Source organism: Methylobacterium sp. GC_Met_2 (assembly GCF_026540795.1).
Classification (GTDB): Bacteria; Pseudomonadota; Alphaproteobacteria; order Rhizobiales; family Beijerinckiaceae; genus Methylobacterium.
Genome location: NZ_JALNUM010000018.1, coordinates 24,850 through 43,705 on the forward strand (window position 1 = coordinate 24,850; position 18,856 = coordinate 43,705).

Annotated in this window: 22 protein-coding genes; 10 read left to right on the forward strand and 12 right to left on the reverse strand. The window is 69.3% G+C overall.

Going from position 1 to position 18,856, the window contains the following annotated elements; translation table 11 throughout:
• Window positions 1-17: 17 nt before the first annotated feature.
• Entirely contained in the window at window positions 18-758 is a 741-nt protein-coding gene (locus tag OXS49_RS09220; RefSeq protein ID WP_267423705.1) for a DUF4336 domain-containing protein, read from the reverse strand.
• 216 nt (window positions 759-974) lie between these two features.
• Complete coding sequence (locus OXS49_RS09225; RefSeq protein WP_313901739.1) at window positions 975-1,550, reverse strand: YgjV family protein; 576 nt, start codon at window positions 1,548-1,550, stop codon at window positions 975-977.
• 616 nt (window positions 1,551-2,166) lie between these two features.
• Here OXS49_RS09225 and OXS49_RS09230 point away from each other — a divergent pair.
• Window positions 2,167-3,144 (forward strand): class I SAM-dependent methyltransferase, encoded by a 978-nt coding sequence (locus tag OXS49_RS09230; RefSeq protein WP_267423709.1) that lies wholly within the window; start codon window positions 2,167-2,169, stop codon window positions 3,142-3,144.
• Window positions 3,141-4,064: an L-histidine N(alpha)-methyltransferase gene (egtD, locus tag OXS49_RS09235; RefSeq protein ID WP_267423711.1), complete on the forward strand. Its 924-nt coding sequence runs from the start codon at window positions 3,141-3,143 to the stop codon at window positions 4,062-4,064. Before OXS49_RS09230 ends, egtD begins: the two co-directional genes overlap by 4 nt.
• Window positions 4,065-4,085: 21 nt before the next feature.
• On the opposite strand, the gene OXS49_RS09240 is transcribed toward egtD, so the two are convergent.
• The 3 genes from OXS49_RS09240 to OXS49_RS09250 form a co-directional block, all read right to left on the reverse strand.
• Window positions 4,086-4,310 carry a hypothetical protein gene (locus OXS49_RS09240; protein ID WP_243998355.1) on the reverse strand — a complete coding sequence of 75 codons (225 nt, stop codon included), beginning with the start codon at window positions 4,308-4,310 and terminating at the stop codon, window positions 4,086-4,088.
• A gap of 71 nt (window positions 4,311-4,381) precedes the next feature.
• Window positions 4,382-4,825, reverse strand: coding sequence for a DMT family transporter (locus OXS49_RS09245; protein WP_267423713.1), 444 nt, complete (start codon window positions 4,823-4,825; stop codon window positions 4,382-4,384).
• A gap of 39 nt (window positions 4,826-4,864) precedes the next feature.
• On the reverse strand, window positions 4,865-5,323 hold the full coding sequence (locus tag OXS49_RS09250; protein ID WP_267423715.1) for a DMT family transporter: 459 nt from the start codon (window positions 5,321-5,323) through the stop codon (window positions 4,865-4,867).
• Between the two features lie 223 nt (window positions 5,324-5,546).
• Between OXS49_RS09250 and OXS49_RS09255 the strand changes: the two genes are divergently transcribed.
• From OXS49_RS09255 to OXS49_RS09265, 3 genes are read left to right on the forward strand one after another with little or no spacing between them, the layout of a single operon-like run.
• Window positions 5,547-7,553 carry an oligopeptide transporter, OPT family gene (locus tag OXS49_RS09255; RefSeq protein ID WP_267423717.1) on the forward strand — a complete coding sequence of 669 codons (2,007 nt, stop codon included), beginning with the start codon at window positions 5,547-5,549 and terminating at the stop codon, window positions 7,551-7,553.
• 2 nt (window positions 7,554-7,555) lie between these two features.
• A complete protein-coding gene (locus tag OXS49_RS09260) occupies window positions 7,556-8,059 on the forward strand; it encodes a DUF2243 domain-containing protein (protein ID WP_267423754.1) in 504 nt (167 codons plus the stop codon).
• Entirely contained in the window at window positions 8,056-8,211 is a 156-nt protein-coding gene (locus OXS49_RS09265; RefSeq protein WP_243998347.1) for a hypothetical protein, read from the forward strand. Before OXS49_RS09260 ends, OXS49_RS09265 begins: the two co-directional genes overlap by 4 nt.
• 16 nt (window positions 8,212-8,227) lie before the next feature.
• On the opposite strand, the gene OXS49_RS09270 is transcribed toward OXS49_RS09265, so the two are convergent.
• The 4 genes from OXS49_RS09270 to OXS49_RS09285 all read right to left on the reverse strand — a co-directional run bounded on the left by OXS49_RS09270 (window position 8,228) and on the right by OXS49_RS09285 (window position 11,105).
• Complete coding sequence (locus OXS49_RS09270) at window positions 8,228-8,986, reverse strand: amino acid ABC transporter ATP-binding protein (protein WP_243998345.1); 759 nt, start codon at window positions 8,984-8,986, stop codon at window positions 8,228-8,230.
• On the reverse strand, window positions 8,983-9,663 hold the full coding sequence (locus tag OXS49_RS09275) for an amino acid ABC transporter permease (protein WP_243998343.1): 681 nt from the start codon (window positions 9,661-9,663) through the stop codon (window positions 8,983-8,985). The genes OXS49_RS09270 and OXS49_RS09275 overlap by 4 nt, the downstream gene beginning before the upstream one ends.
• 483 nt (window positions 9,664-10,146) lie before the next feature.
• Window positions 10,147-10,923, reverse strand: a complete 777-nt coding sequence (locus tag OXS49_RS09280) for an amino acid ABC transporter substrate-binding protein (RefSeq protein ID WP_243998341.1) — start codon at window positions 10,921-10,923, stop codon at window positions 10,147-10,149.
• Window positions 10,924-10,934: 11 nt separating this feature from the next.
• Entirely contained in the window at window positions 10,935-11,105 is a 171-nt protein-coding gene (locus tag OXS49_RS09285) for a hypothetical protein (RefSeq protein WP_267423721.1), read from the reverse strand.
• 146 nt (window positions 11,106-11,251) lie between these two features.
• On the opposite strand from OXS49_RS09285, the gene OXS49_RS09290 reads away from it, so the two are divergent.
• Window positions 11,252-12,178, forward strand: coding sequence for a dihydrodipicolinate synthase family protein (locus OXS49_RS09290; protein WP_267423723.1), 927 nt, complete (start codon window positions 11,252-11,254; stop codon window positions 12,176-12,178).
• A gap of 7 nt (window positions 12,179-12,185) precedes the next feature.
• Here OXS49_RS09290 and OXS49_RS09295 read toward each other — a convergent pair whose 3' ends face one another.
• Window positions 12,186-13,388, reverse strand: a complete 1,203-nt coding sequence (locus OXS49_RS09295) for a pyridoxal phosphate-dependent aminotransferase (RefSeq protein ID WP_243998337.1) — start codon at window positions 13,386-13,388, stop codon at window positions 12,186-12,188.
• 252 nt (window positions 13,389-13,640) lie between these two features.
• Here OXS49_RS09295 and OXS49_RS09300 point away from each other — a divergent pair, with 252 nt between their 5' ends.
• From OXS49_RS09300 to OXS49_RS09315, 4 genes are read left to right on the forward strand one after another with little or no spacing between them, the layout of a single operon-like run.
• Window positions 13,641-15,059: a cytochrome ubiquinol oxidase subunit I gene (locus tag OXS49_RS09300; RefSeq protein ID WP_267423726.1), complete on the forward strand. Its 1,419-nt coding sequence runs from the start codon at window positions 13,641-13,643 to the stop codon at window positions 15,057-15,059.
• Window positions 15,060-15,066: 7 nt separating this feature from the next.
• The gene (gene cydB, locus OXS49_RS09305; protein ID WP_267423727.1) at window positions 15,067-16,074 is read left to right on the forward strand and encodes a cytochrome d ubiquinol oxidase subunit II; all 1,008 of its coding nucleotides are present in this window, start codon (window positions 15,067-15,069) and stop codon (window positions 16,072-16,074) included.
• Window positions 16,074-16,196, forward strand: coding sequence for a DUF2474 family protein (locus tag OXS49_RS09310; protein WP_243998331.1), 123 nt, complete (start codon window positions 16,074-16,076; stop codon window positions 16,194-16,196). Before cydB ends, OXS49_RS09310 begins: the two co-directional genes overlap by 1 nt.
• A 34-nt stretch (window positions 16,197-16,230) precedes the next feature.
• Window positions 16,231-16,797 carry a GbsR/MarR family transcriptional regulator gene (locus OXS49_RS09315; protein WP_267423728.1) on the forward strand — a complete coding sequence of 189 codons (567 nt, stop codon included), beginning with the start codon at window positions 16,231-16,233 and terminating at the stop codon, window positions 16,795-16,797.
• A 50-nt stretch (window positions 16,798-16,847) separates the two neighbouring features.
• On the opposite strand, the gene OXS49_RS09320 is transcribed toward OXS49_RS09315, so the two are convergent.
• Together OXS49_RS09320 and OXS49_RS09325 are read right to left on the reverse strand one after the other, a co-directional pair.
• Window positions 16,848-17,543 carry a GntR family transcriptional regulator gene (locus tag OXS49_RS09320; RefSeq protein WP_267423730.1) on the reverse strand — a complete coding sequence of 232 codons (696 nt, stop codon included), beginning with the start codon at window positions 17,541-17,543 and terminating at the stop codon, window positions 16,848-16,850.
• 322 nt (window positions 17,544-17,865) lie between these two features.
• The gene (locus OXS49_RS09325; RefSeq protein WP_267423732.1) at window positions 17,866-18,816 is read right to left on the reverse strand and encodes a LysR family transcriptional regulator; all 951 of its coding nucleotides are present in this window, start codon (window positions 18,814-18,816) and stop codon (window positions 17,866-17,868) included.
• Window positions 18,817-18,856 lie beyond the last annotated feature (40 nt).

The window sequence follows — 18,856 nt, forward strand, 5'->3', positions numbered from 1 at the left end:
CGCGGTCCGGCGCGCTCTCAGGTGAACCGTCCGAGCCAGCGCAGGGCGTGGCACAGGCGCGCGGTCGCATCCCCCGCGAACCACAATCCATGTGCGAAGATGACCCGTTCCGGCTTCAGCGCGACGAGTTCCGCAGCCGCCCGTGCGGCCGCCTGTCGACGCAGTTTGACGACGAGGCGCAGATAGGGTGGCGGCTGGCCGTGGGGCGTGGTCATGCGGGCCAGCCGCAGGAACGGCCGCAGCAGCGCCGGCATCTTGGCCGGTTCGAGGTTGAGGACGAGGTCGGTTAGAATCAGGGTCCGGCTCGGCCCGTGGAAGAAGCCGACTTCCCGAAACCGGAGGCCGCCGGGGACAATGGTCTGGCGCAGGTCCGAGGCCCATTCAGACGGCGCCGCATCCTCCAGCACCCGGTCGACCCGAAGGCCGGAGCGCCGGACCTGCCCGCGCTGGCGCAGGTTCGGGGCCGCCCAGGTCAGCGCCTCCGGGCAATGGTCCTGCCACGCTTTCAGGTAGGTCCAATGCGCGATGTTCGGCGCGACCAGATGGCGGATCGGCCCCAGCGCCGCGATGTCCCGGTGCAGGCGTGGGTCGTAGCGCGTCGGCGAGTGCAGCCAGAGCGCGCCATCGCGAAGTCGGATGATCGTCATCCGGACGGGCAGCGGGATGCCGAGGGCGCGCAGCGGTCCGCTGTCGACGATCCAGACGCCCTCGGCCACCGGCTTGAGTACGTCGAGCGGGGGGTAGGTGGCCTTTGACAAACGGGATCTCCGTTCGAAGGCCGGCGGCCTCGCGCGCCAGGATTGGCTTTACCGGAACGCTGAAGGCCTGCGGAGTTTCCGGGGTGGATCGCCGCAGGGGCTGCGTATCCTGAGAGCCGTGCCCGATCACGTTGCAAACGCGCATGGCTCTAAGCCGTTGTTGTCACCCGCTCTCTTGTGCCGAACAGGTGTCCACGTCGGCTGAGAGCGATCGAGTTACGCCCGCAGGCCGACCGGCGTGGCCGGGCGAGCCGGAAGGGCACGCAGCAGGGCGATCGTCAGGCCGGAAATCGTCAGCAGGTCGCAGGTCAGGCCGAAGACCGAGCCGACCAGGAGGTTGTGCCCGGCCCAGCACAGGGAGGCACCGAGGAAGAACAGGCGCATGGGCTGCGGTGCCGCATGGAGGCGAGCCCCCGTGGCGAGCAGCGTGCCGAGGGCCGCGCAGGCCGAGGGCCAGCCGTTCCAGGTGGCAGCCGTCAGGCAGGCCGCCGCGAGGGTGGTTGCCGCGAACAGGGGCGGCACCCAGACGCTCCGGCCCGGACGGCCGAGGCAGGTCAGCGCGACGAGGCTCTGTAGCACCGAGATGGCGCACATGGCGGTGCCGGTGAGCGCCCCGAGCGTCAGATAGTGGACGCCGAAGGCGGCCGCGCAGGCGGCAGAGGCGAGCAGGATCCGGTCCCGCCGCGGCATGATGCCGGCCGTAAAGCCCAGGCACAGGCCCAGCGATCCGAACAGATCGAGATGGGCCGCGGCCGAGACCGCCCAGATAGACAAGGAATCGACGGCGTTCATCATCAGCGCCCGACCGGCGCGGATGCGCCGTTTCTGTCGGATGCGCTAGATTTCCATGGTGAGCGGATCGTTAATGCCGCCCCATGGCGGGGACACGACAGCGTGAGCGTGGTCTTTCGGTCTCTGTGGGTGTGGATCCGCAGGCGCCTGCCGAAAACACGACCCGCGCTCGCCCCTGACTGCGGCCTTTCCGGACCCAATGTCGAACCCGCTCGCCCTTCGGCGGGGGAGGGCCGTAGGAACCCGTCTCCTGCGGATTGATGGAAGGGTGATCATGGCAGTGCTGCGGAGGGTCGGCAGGTCCATCCAAGATCACTTCATGCAGACAGAAAAATAAAGGCGTGTTTTCACCCAACAACACTGTATTAACATAGATTAATTATAGATTTTGCCGGTTTCTCAGTTGGAACAACACCTGGAGTGGTCGGTTTTCCTGGCATTCTATCAAATGCCAGACCGCGGCCATTCGGCCGGCGGTAGGTGCGACCGCGCCCGACGACAGGACCTGCCCGTACCCGCGGGTCGGCGACCGCACCCTGGAACGCCCGGCAGGCGGCCGAGACCCTCTGGTTCGGCGCCTGCCGGGCGCGCCAGATGGACAGCTGAGGACCGGCCGATGACGCGATCCGAACCGTTTCCCCAACACGTGTTCCCCGCCGACGAGGCGGCCGTACTGGAACTGGCGCGCGCCGTGCGCGACACGGGCTACAGCTTCACCACGGTGACCCCGGCGAGCCACGCCCACGTCAACATGCGGCCGCGCAACGCCGAGGCGCAGGCCCTGCGCGACGTGTTCGGCTGGAGCCGGCCGTTCCGGGCCGGGCTGCTCCCCGAGCCGATCCTGCGTCTGATGCGCGAAGCCGGCGCCGTGGTGGAGGACGGTCCGCTCCTGCGGCCCACGCTCCGGTTCTCCAGCCTCGACGACGAACTCTTCGTCCATTCCGCCTACCCGCCGAGCGCCGCCGACGCGGTGTTCTTCGGCCCCGACACGATGCGCTTCGTGGGCGCGGTGATCGCCTACGTCGAGGGTCGAACCGCGCCGGTGCGCCGGGCGGCCGATCTCGGCTGTGGCTCGGGCGCCGCCGGGATCTGCATCGCCAAGCGCAAACCGGGCGCCGAAATCGTGCTGGTCGACATCAACCCTGCCGCCATGCGGGCGGCCCAGGTCAACGCTCGCCTCGCCGGGACCGAAAGCGTCGTGGTCCGCCGCAGCGACATGCTGCGCGATGTCGAGGGTTCGTTCGACCTGATCGTGTCGAACCCGCCCTTCATGATCGACCCCGCCGCGCGGGCCTATCGGGATGGCGGCGGCCCGTTCGGGGCCGGCCTGTCGCTCGCCGTGGCCGAGCAGGCGGTGGAGCGTCTCGCGCCCGGTGGTACTCTGGTCCTGTTCACCGGCGCGGCCATCGTCGAAGGGAAGGACCCGTTCCGCGACGCCGTAGCCGAGCTGTGCACCGGCGCGGGCCTGGACTGGGCCTATCGCGAGTTCGATCCCGACGCGTACGGCGAGGAACTGGCGACCGAGGCCTACGACGCGGTGGAGCGCCTCGCCCTGGTCGTCCTCACGGCCACGCGCCCGGGGTCGCGGCCATGAGCGACGCGTTCCTCCGAGACGCCCTCGCGGGCCTGACCGCCGTGCCGAAGACGCTGCCCGGAAAATACCTCTGGGACGAGACCGGCTCCGATCTGTTCGACCGGATCTGCCACAGCACCGACTACTACCCGACCGCCCAGGAGACCGCGCTCCTGCCCCAGGCCTCCGCCGATGTGGCGCGGCAGGTTCGGCCGGGCGTTACCGTGGTCGAGTTCGGTAGTGGCGCGAGCCGCAAGATCCGCACGCTGCTCGACGCGCTCCCCGAACCCGCGGCCTACGTCGCCATCGACATCTCGGGTGCGTATCTTGAGGCGGCGATCCGGCGGCTCGCGCCGGACTATCCGGGCATCGCCATGATGCCGGTCTGCGCCGATTACTCGAAGCCGGTCGCGTTGCCGGTTCAGGCCGGTCCGGGGGGTATCCTGGGCTTCTATCCAGGCACGAGCATCGGCAATTTCGATCCAACCGAGGCTGGCCGGTTCCTGGAACGGGCGCGCAAAACGCTCGGTCCCAGCCTGTTCCTGGTGGGTGCGGACGGGACCACCGACCCCAAGCGCCTGCAGCGCGCCTACGGCGCCGCCGACGGGTTGATGGCGGCGTTCCACCGCAACATCCTCAGCCGGCTCAATCGCGAATGCGGGGCGGAGTTCGACAGCAAGAATTTCCGGCATCAAATCCGGCTTCTGCCGGATCCGTTCCGCGTCGAGGCGCATCTCGTGGCGACGCAGCCCGGAACCTATCGGCTCGGCGGGCACGCCATCGCGTTCGCGGCCTCCGAGAGCATCCGGACCGACACCTCGCATAAGTACACGGCGGACGCGTTCCAGGCCCTCGCCCGCGCGGCCGGCTGGCAGCCGCGCGCCCTCTGGCAAGCCGAAGGCGGCAGCTTCAACCTGCATCTGTTGCAGGCCGAGGACTGATCCTGACGACTGATCCCGGCGTCAGACCACTTCGATCGGCGCGTGCTTGCCATCGTGGGCCGAACCCGATTCGAGGCTCTGCGTCTCGGCCGCGTGCTGCTGATCCCGCGCCGGTGGCGGGTAATCCGCGAGCGGGCGCCAGGGCGCCGCTGGGACGCCCTGGCGGAAGCCCCCGGGCCTTAGGAACAGCCAGACGGCGACGGCCATCCAGGGGATCACGAAGAAAGCGAAAGCGGCGAGCCCCACGGTATGCTCCGGGCAGGGGTGGCGATCGGGTAAAACGCCGCAGTGATGGACAGGGATCCCTTACGCCCCCCTCAGAACCGCGCGACGAGTCCCACGCCGCCGATCATCAGGGCGCCGCCGAGGATGCGCCACAGGCTTGCCGGGTGGACCTTGAATCCGACGAGACCGAAATGGTCGAGCAGGGTCGAGGTGATCACCCCCGCGGTGACGATCAGCCCGAGGAAGGTTGCAGCGCCGATCTTCTTGGCGATGAAGAGCTGCGCCATCATCAGGCCCGCGCTCATCAGTCCGCCGAACCACGCCCACCAGGGAACCTCGGCGAGACGGTCCGCCCCCGGCAGGCCGAACTGCCCGGTCATCAGCACGATCACCCCGATGGTCGCGAGGCTCACCAGCAGGCTGACCACGCCCGCCGGGAGGGGCCGCGCGAACGACTTGGCGAGGGTGGCGTTCTGGCCCGGCGCGACCGCGCTGGCGAGGCCGGCCAGCAGCGCGAACCCGTAGAGGAACAACATGCCGAGACCTTGATGACGGAGCGGGGATGCGTGGGGCCGTCAGAACGCCGCCACCAGGGCGACGCCGACGACCATCAGGATGCCGCCGGCGAGGCGCCAGCGGCCGGCAGGGTGGCGATCGAACCCGACAAGCCCGTAATGATCGAGGGCGATCGAGCCGATTACGCCCGCCGTGATCACGCAGCTCAGGAAAGGCGCGGCGCCGATCTGTTCCGAGACGTAGAGCTGCGCCAGGACGATGGCGGCACCGAGGACACCCCCGGGCCAAGCCCACCAGGGGACGGCGGCGATAGCCTCGGCGCCCACCTGCCCGGCGCCCGGCCGGTCGAAGCGCCGGGCCACCACCACGATGATTGCGAAGCAGGCGGTCGCCAGGGCGAAGCAGAAGATTCCGGCCAGCATCGGCTGACCCGTGGCCTTGGCCAGCGTCGCATTCTGGCCCGGCTCGATGGCGTTCGCGACGCCGGCCAGAAGCGCAAGGCCGTAGAGATACCACATGGGGGCGTCTGGGTTGTCTCGGAGCGGATCCGACGGCGCAGTCGGTCTGCTGCCAAACCCGCCGGGGCGGCGGATGACTGCATCTCACCGGCGGGACGACCCGGGTCAGATCGCCCCAGGGGCCGGCAACGGGACCTGCAACGCTTGGTCGAAAGGCCGCAAACACCGTCTCGGGAAAGTTTTGTACCCTCGCGCTGTTTGCTTATGACAGCCAGAGGGACTGATGGACGCGCGCAGCCCGACGCCGCCCAAGACGCAGCAGAGTCCCGTCGAGTTGACGCTTCGCGGCATCGCCCTCGGCGCGGCTATCACGATCGTCTTCATGGCCGCCAACCTCTACATGGGGTTGAAGACCGGGATGACGTTCTCGTCGTCGATCCCGGCCGCGATGATCTCGATGGGCGCGTTCCGGCTGATGGGCGGCGCCGGCATCCTCGAGAACAACATCGTGCAGACGCAGGCTTCGGCCGCCGGCACGTTGTGCAACGTCATCCTGGCGCTGCCCGGCCTCGTCCTTATCGGGCACTGGCAGGGTTTCCCGTTCTGGCAGACCACCGCGGTCTGCCTGCTCGGGGGTCTGCTCGGCGTCGCGTTCTCGATCCCCCTGCGCCGCGCCCTCGTGGCCGGCAGCGACCTTCCCTATCCGGAGGGGATCGCCGCCGCCGAGGTGCTCTGGACCGGCCAGGAGGAGGAGGGCGGCCACGGCCTGCGCGATCTCATGGCAGCCGCAGGCGTGGCCGGGGCGATCGGGTTCGCCACCACCGGGTTGAAGGTCCTGGGCGAAGGCCTGAACGGGGCGATCAGCCTCGGCGGGGCGGTGTTCCGCACCGGGACCGGCTTCTCGCTGGCACTGGTCGGCGTCGGCTACCTCGTGGGGATCGGGGCCTGCCTCGCGCTGCTGACCGGGGTCGTGATCGCCTGGGGGATCGCAGTTCCCGTGCTCACCGCCCTGTCGCCCGATCCGAGCCAGTCCGCCGGGGCGGCGGCCGAGGCGGTCTGGTCGAGCCACGTGCGGCTCATGGGGGCTGGGATCATCGCGGTCGGCGGCGTGTGGACGGTCGGCTCGCTGGCGAAACCGATCCTGGGCAGCATCCGCGCGGCCCTGTCCGGCGCCGGCGGCCTCGGCAGGGACCATCCCCGCGAGGAGCGTGACCTGCCGATCACCTGGGTCGCCGCCGGGACGGTGGCGCTGGGGGTGCCGCTGGCGGGCCTGTTCTGGGTGTTCGCCAAGCCTGCCGATCTCGGCGGCGTGCTGATCGTGCTGGCCCTGTCCGCGACTTTGTTCACGATCCTTTTCGGCTTCCTGATGGCGGCGGCCTGCGGCTACCTCGCGGGGCTGCTGGGCTCGTCGTCGAGCCCGATCTCCGGGATCGGCATCCTGACCACGATGGCGACCGCGCTGCTGCTGCCGCTGATCCTCGGCCATTCCGCCGGGCCGGAGGGCGACCGGTTCGTCACCGGCATGACCCTGCTGCTGACGGCCGTCATCGTCACGACCTCCTCGATCGCCAACGACAACCTGCAGGACCTGAAGACCGGGCAGGTGCTCGGCGCCACGCCCTGGCACCAGCAGGTCGCCCTGATCCTCGGCGTCGGGATCGGGGCCGTGGTGATCGCCCCGATCCTGTCGCTGCTCTATGAGGCCTACGGCTTCGTTGGCGCGCCGCTGCGCGAGGGCCAGGATGCGGCGAGCGCCATGCAGGCGCCCCAGGCCGCCCTGATGACCCAGATCGCTAACGGCATCGTCCACAGCGAACTGCCCTGGCGCATGGTGCTGATCGGTGCCGGGCTCGGAGTGGTGCTGGTCGCCATGGAGACGTGGCTGAAGCGGCGCGCCTTCACCTTCCCGGCGCTGACGGTCGGGATCGGCATGTACCTGCCGCTCTCCGTCGAGATGACGATCGCCATCGGCGGCGTGCTCGGCTGGGTGGCCGAGCGCCGGTTGCGCGCCCGGATCGGGGCCAAGGGAGACAAGAAGGCCGACACGGCGGTGGGCGCCGCCCGCCGCCGCGGCGTCCTCCTCGCCTCCGGCTTTTTGGTCGGGGAGAGCTGCGTCGGCGTCCTGCTCGCCGGTGCCGATCTTATGGCGGGGCACAGCGCGTCGCTGGCGCTCGCCGGAAAAGGCTTCGCGCCCTACGCGGCCGGGCTCGGGCTCGCGGTGTTCCTGGCAGCTTTGGCGGTCTACTTTCGGATGGTTTCGACTCCGGGCCGCCCTGAGCCCCGGCCATGAGCATGGACGCGGCCAACACGCGGGAATTTCCCTTGAGCGCCGGCCTCCTGTTCGGGCTCGGGCTCGGCGGCTTCTTCGATGGGATCGTGCTGCATCAGGTGCTCCAATGGCACCACATGGTGAGCAGCTGGTATCCAATCGATTCGATCGCCAATCTCGAGCTGAACACCCGATGGGACGGCATTTTCCACAGCGCGACCTACGTGTTCGTCGTGCTTGGATTGTTCGTCCTCTGGCGCGCGGCGCACCGCACGCATCTCGTCTGGTCCGGCAAGCTCCTCGCCGGGTCGGTGCTGATCGGCTGGGGCGTGTTCAACCTCGTTGAGGGCGTGATCGACCACGAGGTGCTCGGCGTCCATCACGTCAACGAGCTGATGCCGCGGGCGCACTGGCTCTACTGGGATCTCGGCTTCCTGCTCTGGGGCGGCGCCATGTTGGCGGTGGGCCTCGGCCTCGTGCAGGTCGGCAGGACGGAGGACGCCGCGACGGCGCGCGGGCCGACATGAGGGCTGCCGCGCCCGGCCTCCGGGCCGCCGTACCCTGGCTCGCCCTGGCGGCCGGCCTGATCCTCGCCACACTGCCGGCGTGGCGACCGCTTCTCTTCGAGACCGCTGTGTCGATCGAGGATCTCCTGAACCTGCGCTGCCTGCCGCGCTGAGCCGCGCGGCCGCCGGTCAGGCGCCCGCCGCCTCGCCGAGCAGCGTCCGGACGAAGCGCTGCGTGCGCGGATCCCCTGGCTTCCCGAACAGGTCGGCGGCGGCGCCCTGCTCGACGATGGTGCCGCCCTCTAGGAACACCACCGTGTCGGCGACGCGGCGCGCGAGGCGCAGGTCGTGGGTCGCCAGCACCATGGTCATGCCCTCGCCCGCCAGCCCGGCCAGCACGTCCACCACTTCGGCGGCGAGTTCGGGATCGAGGGCCGAGGTCGGCTCGTCACAGAGCAGGAGGCGCGGGGACGGCGCGAGCGCCCGGGCGATCGCCACCCGCTGCTGCTGGCCGCCCGACAGGCTGGCGGGCCAATCCGCCGCTTTCTGGGCGAGGCCGACGCGCTCCAGCAGGTCCAGCGCCCGGGCCCGCGCCTTCGCGCGCGGCCACTTCGCTACGGTGACGAGCCCCTCCATGACGTTCTCGATCACGGTGCGGTGGGGGAAGAGCTGGAAGTTCTGGAACACCATGCCGGTCTGGCGGCGCACGGCGAGCACGTCCCGCCGGGCCGGCGGGTGTCCCGGTCGGAATTCGAGACGGAGGTCGCCGAGGGTGAGCGTGCCGGCTTGCGGGATCTCCAGCAGGTTCACGCAGCGCAGCAGCGTCGACTTGCCCGAGCCCGACGGGCCGATCAGCGCCGTCACCCGCCCCTCCGGAATGGCGAGATCGACGCCCCGCAGGACCGGGTTGGCGCCGAAGCGTTTCTCGATGGCCGACAGGGCGATCACGCGCGCGCCTCCAGATAGCCGCCATAGCGCCCGAGGCGCCGTTCCAGGAGCGTCTGCAGCCAGGACAGGAGCGAGGACAGGACGAGGTAGATCAGGGCGGCCTCGATATAGAGGATCAGCGGCTCGTAGGTGACCGCGACGATGCGCTGGGCCGCCTGGAACAGCTCGGGCACCGTGATGGCGGCGGCGAGCGAGGTGTCCTTCACCAGGGCGATGAAGGTGTTGGCGAGGGAGGGCACCGCCACCCGTGCCGCCTGCGGCAGGATCGTGCGGCGCAGGGCCTGGGCCGGTGTCATGCCGATCGCGTAGGACGCCTCCCACTGGCCCTTCGGGATGGACGCGATGGCGGCGCGGATGATCTCGGACGTGTAGGCGCCGACGTTCAGCGTGAACCCGATCACCGCGGCCGGGAAGGCGTCGATCAGGATCCCGAGGCTCGGCAGGCCGTAGAAGATCACGAACAGCTGGACGAGCAGCGGGGTGCCCCGGAAGATCCACACGTAGAGCCACGCCAGGGCCGCCAGGGGGCGGGGGGCGAACAGGCGCAGGAGGGCGGTTCCGAGACCGAGGGCGAGCCCCAGCGTGAAGGCGATCAGCGTCAGCGGAACGGTGAAGCGTAGTCCGGCGGCGAGCAGCGGCTCGAGCGATTGGAGCATGAGGTCGAGCCAGTGCGGCACGGGGCGGCGTCTCCTTCCGGGGGAACGGGGTTCTTGACACAGCTGTATCGGAGAATGGGCCACATTCGCGCGTGCTCCCTCCCCGCAGAGGAGCCACACAAGCTGGAGGCAAGCGATTGATGACGGAGCGCGACCGGCTCCCTCTCCCGAGCGGGCTAACGGATGCACATATCGGGTTTGGGAGATGCGAAGGCGGCTCCGCGCCTCTCCCGCCCCCGCAGAGGGGGGAGGGAGGGCGCATGTGCCAGCCGTGCCGCCTCACTTGGCAACCGCATGATGATCCCGAACTCGATGTGTGAATCCGCAAGCCCGCACGGGAGAGGGGACCCACGCTTCATCCTGCTGCTGTTGTCCTGCACACGATGCGTAAGTCCGGTCGCTTCTGTGGGCGAGAGAAGCGTTGGCGCGTCCGCCTTCTCGCCGGGCGGCCCTCATCGCCGTAACCCGAGGCGGGCGGCGTGACGGCATTCCCTCTCAGAACATCTACTTCGACACATCGGCCCCGAAATATGTCTGCGCGATCGCCGCGTAGCTGCCATCGGCTTTGATCTCGTCGAGCGCCTTGTCGAGGGCGGCCTTCAGCCCGGGGTTGTTCTTGCGCAGGATGATCCCGGAGGCGTCCGCGTCGGCCTGCTCGGCGGCGATCTTCACGGGGGCGTTCGGCTTCTGCTTGCGGAAGTCGAGGAACGACAGGTTGTCGTTGACGGTGGCGTCGGCCCGTCCGGTGATCACCAACTGGATCGACTGATCGAACCCGTCCGTGCCGATGATCTGCGCCCCGGACTGCTCGGCCAGGCGGGCGAAGTTGCTGGTCAGGCTCTGCGCGGCCCTCTTGCCCTTCAGATCGGCGAAGGATGTGATGTCGGGCCGGTCAGACTTGGTGATCAGCACGGCGCGAGCCCGGATATAGGGCTCCGAGAAGTCGAACTTCGCCTGCCGCTCCTTGGTGATGCCGACTTGGTTGATCACCACGTCGTAGCGCCCGCCGTCGAGCCCTGCGATCAGCCCGTCCCACTTGCCCTCGAGAAACTGGGGCGTGACGCCGAGCTTCTCGGCGACCTTGCGACCGATCTCCACGTCGAAGCCGACGAGCGCCCCGGAGGCGTCGTGAAACGTGAAGGGCGCGTAGGTGCCCTCGGTGCCGATGCGCAGGGTCTTGGCCGCCCGGATCGTGTCGAGGTCATCGGCCCGGGCGGGCGCGCCCAGGAGGAGTGCCGAGACAGCCAGCACCGCGGCCAGACCGGTCGAGAAAAGTCGCATCCGAAAATACCTCACGCCGATAACAATGTTCTCTCGCGGCCGTCGAAGTCGATCCGGCCCTGCGCGTTCATTTCGTCAATGAATCGAGCCAGGCCGTCAAGGCAAGCGAGCGGATCAGTGGTGGTGAAGCCGAACTCCTTCGCGCCGGTCTGTTCGGCCGCGTCGGGATTGTTCTGGATCACGGGCTGAAACTAAGCTGGCCATCCTGTCACACCGTCGGCTGCGCCCCGCGACGATGCCGCAGGACGTTCGTGATAGGAGGCGGCCCGCCCCGGGCATCGAACGATTCGCGGGGTGGACTCCTGGCCCCGCCGCAGAAGGACCGCTCATGACTTCGCTCGCTCACGCCTATCGCGGCGTCTTCCCGGTCGCCCCCACGGTGTTCGACGCCTCAGGCACCCTCGATCTCGACGGGCAGCGCCGGGCGATCGATTTCATGATCGACGCCGGCAGCCACGGCATCTGCATCCTCGCGAACTTTTCCGAGCAGTTCGTTCTCACCGACGACGAGCGCGAGCGCGTGATGCGCGCCGTGCTGGAGCATGTGGCGGGCCGCGTGCCGGTGATCGTCACGACCACGCACTTCGCCACGCAGGTCTGTGCCGAGCGCTCGCGCCGGGCGCAGGACGCCGGGGCCGCCATGGTGATGATCATGCCGCCCTATCACGGCGCCACGATCCGCGTGCCCGAGATCGGCGTCTACGACTTCTTCCGCGCGGTCTCGGACGCGATCTCCATCCCGATCATGATCCAGGACGCGCCGGTCTCGGGCACGCCGCTCTCGGCTGCGTTCCTCGCGCGCATGGCCCGGGAGATCGCCAACGTCAGCTATTTCAAGATCGAGACCGCCCAGGCGGCCGCGAAGCTGCGCGAGTTGATCGCCCTCGGTGGCGACGCCGTGGTCGGCCCCTGGGACGGCGAGGAGGCGATCACCCTGATGGCCGATCTCGACGCAGGTGCCACCGGGGCGATGACCGGCGGCGCCTATCCGGACGGGATCCGCCAGATCACCGACGCCTTCGCGGCCGGGCGCCGCGAGGAGGCTTTCGACGCCTACGAACGCTGGCTGCCGCTGATCAACTACGAGAACCGGCAATGCGGGCTGCTCGCCTGCAAGGCGCTGATGCAGGAGGGCGGGGTGATCGCCCACGAGACCGCGCGCCTGCCGGTCCAGCCACTCCACCCGGCGACCCGGGCTGGGCTGATCGAGCTTGCCCGCCGGAACGACGCGCTGGTGCTGCGCTGGGGACGGTAGGCTTGGTTCAGCCCGCGCGGCCGAGCACGGCGGAGAGGCGCGCCACTGCTTCCCGCGCCAGTTCCGGGCTGATGGCGAAGCAGATCCGCACCAGACCCTCGCCCTCCGGCCCGAAGGCGGTGCCGGGGGCCACGCCGACCTTGGCCTCCCGCAGTAGGCGCAGCGCGAGGTCGAGGCTCGGCTCGTCGCCGCCCATCCGGGCCATCAGGTAGAAGGCGCCCTCGGGCGGGGCGGCGGTGACGCCCGGCAGCCGGGACAGGCCGTCCACCAGGATCGCGCGCGCCTCGGCGCAGCGGTCGACCATGGTGCGGATGAAGCTGTCGCCCTCGTTCAGCGCCGCGATGCAGGCGTGCTGCACGAAAGTCGAGATCGAGGTGGTGCTGTACTGCCCGAGCTTGGCGAAGGTCGGCGCCAGCCCGCGCGGATAGACGACCCAGCCGGCGCGCCAGCCGGTCATCGCCCAGTTCTTCGAGAAGGTGTTGGTGACGATCAACCGGTCGTCCGGCTCGCAGACCTGCAGGAAAGACGGAGCGATCCGGTTGCCGTAGGTGAAGTGCGCGTAGACCTCGTCCGACAGGATCCACAGGCCGCGGGCGCGGGCGAGGTCGCGCAGGGCCGTCATCTCGGCGAGCGGCATGGTCCAGCCCGTCGGGTTCGAGGGCGAGTTGATCATGATCACCCGGGTGCGCGGCGTCAGCGCGGCCTCGATATCGGCGAGCGGCAGGGCGAAGCGCCCGTCCGGCTGCCGCCGGTAGGGCACCGCCACCGGCACGCCGCCGGTGATGCGCACGGCCTCGCGCAGGTTCGGCCAGGCGGGGGAGGGGATGATGATCTCGTCGCCGGGCTCCAGCAGCACCTGGGCGGCCTGCATGATCGCGTTCATGCCGCCGGCCGTGACGGCGAACCGGTCGGGCGGGATCTCAACGCCCCAGTGGCGGGCGTGGTAGGCGCCCAGCGCCTCGCGCAGGGCCGGAAGGCCGAGCGACGTCGTGTAGCGGGTATGCCCGGCGAGCATCGCCCGGTGCGCCGCCTCGATGATGAAGGGCGGCGTCGGCAGATCGCCCTCGCCGATCCAGAGCTTCACCACCTCCGGATCGTCGCGCCCGCGATCCGCCACGAGGCCGATCTGGCTCGTGCCGATGCCGCGGATCCGGTCCGACAGGAGCGCGGCGAGATCGGCTGGAGCGGCGTCAGCAAGGGAATCGGCCATGGGGCGCGGGGGCTCTCGTGAGGTCCGGGCGCGGCCGGCAGGGGGCGCCTCGCGGCCCTGTGGCCCGATGCGCCGCCGGGCCTGCAGCGTCCCGATCGTGAGTGAGGGACTGAATCTGCCGCGTTCCGGATCACGCGTCCAGAGACCCTGCGTGGCGCACCAGCCCTAACCGACACGCAGAAGTTATAGTCTTTTCAGAAATTTCTGAAATTGCTATACCGTGAGTCGCCGTCGCTTGGCTGGAGGCCTGCCGTGCTCGCCCATCTCGATCCGCTGATCCTCGCACGCGCGCAGTTCGGGTTCACGGTGGCGTTCCACATCGTGTTCCCGTCCTTCTCGATCGGGCTGGCGAGTTACCTCGCCGTGCTGGAAGGCCTGTGGTTCGCCACCGGGCGGCAGGTCTACATGGATCTGTTCCGGTACTGGCTGAAGATCCTCGCCATCGCCTTTGCGATGGGCGTCGTGTCCGGGCTGGTGATGTCCTACCAGTTCGGCACCAACTGGTCGGTCTTCTCCGACAAGACCGGGCCGGTGCTGGGGCCGATGATGGCCTACGAGGTGCTGTCCGCCTTCTTCCTGGAGGCCGGCTTCCTCGGGGTGATGCTGTTCGGCATGACGAAAGTCGGCCCGCGGCTCCACTTCGCCGCGACCCTGATGGTGGCGATCGGGACCTTCTTCTCCGCCTTCTGGATCCTGGCGGTGAACTCGTGGATGCAGACGCCGTCCGGCTACGGCACCAACCCGCAGGGCCAGTTCGTGCCGCTGGACTGGTGGGCGGTGGTGTTCAACCCGTCCTTCCCGTTCCGCCTCGTCCACATGGTGCTGGCGGCCTACCTCACGACGTCTCTGGTCGTGGGCGCGGTGGGCGCGTGGCACCTGCTGCGCGATCGGACCAATCCGGCCGCCCGGACGATGTTCTCGATGGCGATGTGGATGGCCGCCCTGGTGGCCCCCGCCCAGATCCTGGCCGGCGACGCGCACGGGCTCAACACCTTGGAACACCAGCCCGCCAAGGTCATGGCCATGGAGGGCCATTACCAGAGCCATCCCGACGGGGCGCCGCTCGTCCTGTTCGGCCTGCCCGATCAGGAGGCCGGCACGATCCGCTACGCGGTGGAGATCCCGAAGCTGTCCTCGCTGGTGCTGAAGCACGCCCTCGATGCGCCGCTCGCCGGCCTCGACAGCCTGCCCCGCACGGATTGGCCGCCGGTGCCGGTCGTGTTCTGGTCGTTCCGGGTGATGGTGAGCCTGGGGCTGCTGATGCTTCTGCTGGGTTGCCTCAGCCTGCTCGCCCGCATCAAGGGCCGGCTCTACGCCTGGGCGCTGCTCCACCGCTTCGCCCTGGCCATGGGGCCGGCCGGCTTCGTGGCGGTGCTGGCCGGCTGGATCACCACCGAGGTCGGGCGCCAGCCCTACACGGTCTACGGTCTGCTGCGCACGGCGGACTCGGCTTCGCCGCTCGCCGGGCCGGCGGTGGCCGCCTCGCTCACCGCCTTCGTGGTGGTCTACCTTTCGGTCTTCGCCATGGGGACGCTCTACATCCTGCGCCTCATGGCCAAGCCCCCGCAGGCCGGCGAGCCCGGGCTTCAGCCCGGCGCGCCGATCCGGACCGCGGGCATCACGCCCGCCCCCGCGGTCGATCCCGACCGTCATCTTCAGCCGGCCGAGTGAGGCAGCCATGCTGTACAGTGTCGATCTCACCGTGGTCTGGGCGTTCGTCATCGCCTTCGCGGTCTTCGCCTACATCGTCATGGACGGCTTCGATCTCGGCATCGGCATCCTGTTCCCGACCCTGCGGCCGGGACCCGACCGGGACACCGCGATGAACTCGATCGCTCCGGTCTGGGACGGCAACGAGACCTGGCTGGTGATGGGCGGGGGCGGGCTGTTCGCCGTCTTCCCGCTCGCCTACGCGGTCATCCTGCCGGCGCTCTACGCGCCGATCCTCGCGATGCTGCTGGGACTGGTCTTCCGGGGCGTCGCCTTCGAGTTCCGCTGGCGCGATCCCGGCCACCGGGCCGTCTGGGACGTGGCCTTCACGGTGGGTTCGGTGGTCGCGGCCCTGGCCCAGGGGATCACCCTGGGGGCGCTGCTCCAGGGCATCGCCGTGGAGGGCCGCGCCTATGCGGGCGGCTGGTGGGACTGGCTCACGCCGTTCAGCCTGCTGGTCGGCGTGAGCCTCGCGATCGCCTACGCGCTCTTGGGGGCCACGTGGCTGGTGATGCGCACCGAGGGCCTGCTCCAGATCCAGGCCCGGCGCCTTGCCGAGCGCCTCACCCTCGGGACCGTGGCGGCGGTCGCCCTGGTGAGCGCCGCCACACTGTTCCTGCAGGGGCGCTATTTCGAGCGCTGGTTGACGATGCCGAACGTGCTCGTCACCGCGCAGGTGCCGCTCCTCGTGGCGCTCGCGGCCTACGCGCTGTGGCGGACCCTGCGGAACGGGGCCGAGCGGGCGCCGTTCCTGATTGCGCTGGGGCTGTTCGCCCTGTCGTTCTTAGGGCTCGGGATCAGCATCTACCCCGATGTGGTGCCGGGGCGGATCACCATCTGGCAGGCGGCCGCCCCCGAGGCGAGCCAAGTGTTCCTGCTGGTCGGCGCCGCGGCGCTGATCCCGATCATCCTGGCCTACACCGCGTATTCGTACTGGGTGTTCCGCGGCAAGGTCGACACGCACGGATATCACTGATGGCCGCTGCATCGCCGCTGCCCCTGTGGAAGCGTCTCGCCTGGTTCGTGGCGATCTGGGCGCTCAGCATCGTGGCGCTTGGATCCATCGCGACGCTGCTGCGGTTCTGGCTCAGGACCTGATAGGCTGCGGATCCAGGCCCCGTCGGAACGCCCCGTGCAACTGCCCCCCCTCGTCCAGACCTTCGTGCTTCATTTCGGCGAGATGGGGTCCCGGTGGGGGATCAACCGGACGGTGGGCCAGATCTACGCGGTGCTGTTCGTGGCGGAGCGACCGCTCAACGCCGACGAGATCGTCGAGCGGCTCGGCGTGTCGCGCTCCAACGTCAGCATGGGCCTGAAGGAGCTGCAGGCCTGGAACCTCGTGCGCCTCCAGCACAGGCCCGGGGACCGGCGGGACTACTTCGCCACCCCCGAGGATGTCTGGCAGATCGTCCGTACGCTGGTCGAAGAGCGCAAGAAGCGCGAGATCGATCCGACCTTGACGATCCTGCGCGAGTTGCTGATGCAGCGCGTCGAGACCGACGCCGAGCGTCATGCCCAGGACCGCCTCGGGGAGATGCACGACCTGTTCGAGCTCTTCACCGGCTGGTACGACGACATGCGCCGGCTCGAGACCGACCGCCTCGTTCAACTCCTCACCCTCGGCACGAAAGTCCAGAAGGTGCTGGAGATGAAGGATCGGCTGACCCGCCGCGGCGGCCGGGCCGACAAGGGGGACTGAGGTTTTGGGACTGAGGCTTCCGGTCAGGCGCGACGGCGGTGCGCAACCGGTCAGAGCCGGGCCAGCCCGTCCCGATAGATAGCCACGAGGCAGACGCCGACGGACACGATATGGCCGCGCAGGGCCTCCGCAGCCTCCTCGATCCTGCGGGCCTCGCACAAATCGAGGATTTGCGCGTGTTCCGCGTGCGCGCGGGCAATGTCTCCGGTGGCCTGGAGCTGCAGGCGCGTCGGGCGGTCGCAATCCTGCAGCAGGCCCGACACGATCGTCAGGGAGCGTGGCCGGTCCGCGTGGCGCAGCAGGTCGAAGTGAAAGCGCCGGTTCAACTCGCCCCAGCGCATGATTTCGCCGCCGCTCAGCGCCTCGCCATACGCCTTCTGCACGGCGCGCAGATCCTGAAAATCCTCGTCCGTGAGGTGGGGGACAGAGAGCGGCAGGAGCTGCGGCTCGAGCTGGACGCGCAGCCTGAAGATATCCTCCACCTCTTCCAGGGACAGGCCCGTCACCACGGCACCGCGATGCGGCACGATCTTGACGAGGTTGACGGCCTCCAGTTGCAGGAGCGCTTCCCGGATCGGGATCCGGCTGATCCCGAACTCCTCCGCCAGCGCATCCTGGCGGAGCTGGACGCCCGGGCGCAATTCCCCGTTCAGGATTCGCTGCCGCAGCGAATCGGCCACGGCTGCCGCGACCGTCTTGTGCTGCAGCCGGTCAGGCGTACGCCGCCCGGGAACCGCTATGAACATCGAGGCCTCGACAGGACTGTATACGCTCAGACATAACATCTTGCGCAGCGGAGTCGCGCTGCGTCGGCTTGGACTATAGTCCTTACATACGTCAGGTTGCCGTGCAAGTAAAAGATTAACCTGACGGAGCGATTTCCGTCAGGCTGGCCAGTCTTATCGGTCTCTAGGCATCGTATAGGCCGGGGTCTGCGCCGCACGATGCAGAATGCGTTCGAAATGTTCATAAGCAGGATAATGCGCCCGGTCCGGGCGTCGCAGCCGGTACTGATTTTTCGCTGACCGGTAGCCTCCCGGAGGACGCATCGCCCTCAAATGCATCAGGTTATGCCAAGAGGGCGGGATCTCGCGTTGCAGTTGGTATGTGGGGGGCTGCCCATGGGGCATGCGCGAGCCCTTGCGCCAGATGGGCCACGAGGGCCGTGACGCGTGCCGGCCGGGGGTCGCCGGGGGGCGTCACCAAGTGCAACGCGATCGGCGGCGATGACCAGTCGGGCAGGACCCGCTCCAGGCGGCCGGCCTCCAAGTCGTTCCAGATCATGAAATCGGGTTGGAGCGCGAGGCCGAGTCCCGCCCGGAGCGCCGGCGCCAGCGCCTCGGCGTTGTTGGCCCGCAGCGCCCCGCCGGGCGTCACGACGGCCTCCGCACCGGTCGCATCCGCGAAACGCCACCGGTCCGGGGTCGGCAGGTAGGCGTAGCCGAGGCAGGCGTGGTGAGCGAGGTCGTCCGGATGCCGGGGGCGACCATTCCGGTCGAGATAGGCGGGGGTCGCCACGAGGGAGCGCCTTATCGCGCAGAGCCGGCGGGCGCGCAGCGATGAATCCGGCAGGGCCGCGATGCGCAGCCCGATATCGAATCCGCCGCCCACGAGATCGACCACCGCGTCCGAGAGGTGCAGGTCCACCGACACCGCCGGGTGCTGACGGAGAAAATCGGGCAGCAGCGGCGCCACGTGCATCACCCCGAAGGTCATCGGGGCCGCGAGCCGCACCAGCCCCCGCGGCTCCGTGGCCCCCGCCATGGCCTGGGCCTCGGCCGCCTCGCCCTCCGCCAGGATGCGCCCCGCGCTCGCTTTGGCGGCCTGCCCCGTCTCGGTGAGCGCGAGCTTGCGCGAGGTGCGGTTGAACAGCCGCGCCCCGATCCGGACCTCCAGCCGGCCGACCGCCTTCGAGACCGTGCCCTTCGAAAGCCCCAGATCCGCGGCGGCCCGGCCGAAGGAGCCGGTCTCCACCACCTTGGCGAACACCGCCCAGGCCTCGAAATCCGGCAATCTCATGGGTCAATTCCGGAAACGATGAGTTTCCATCGTTTCTATT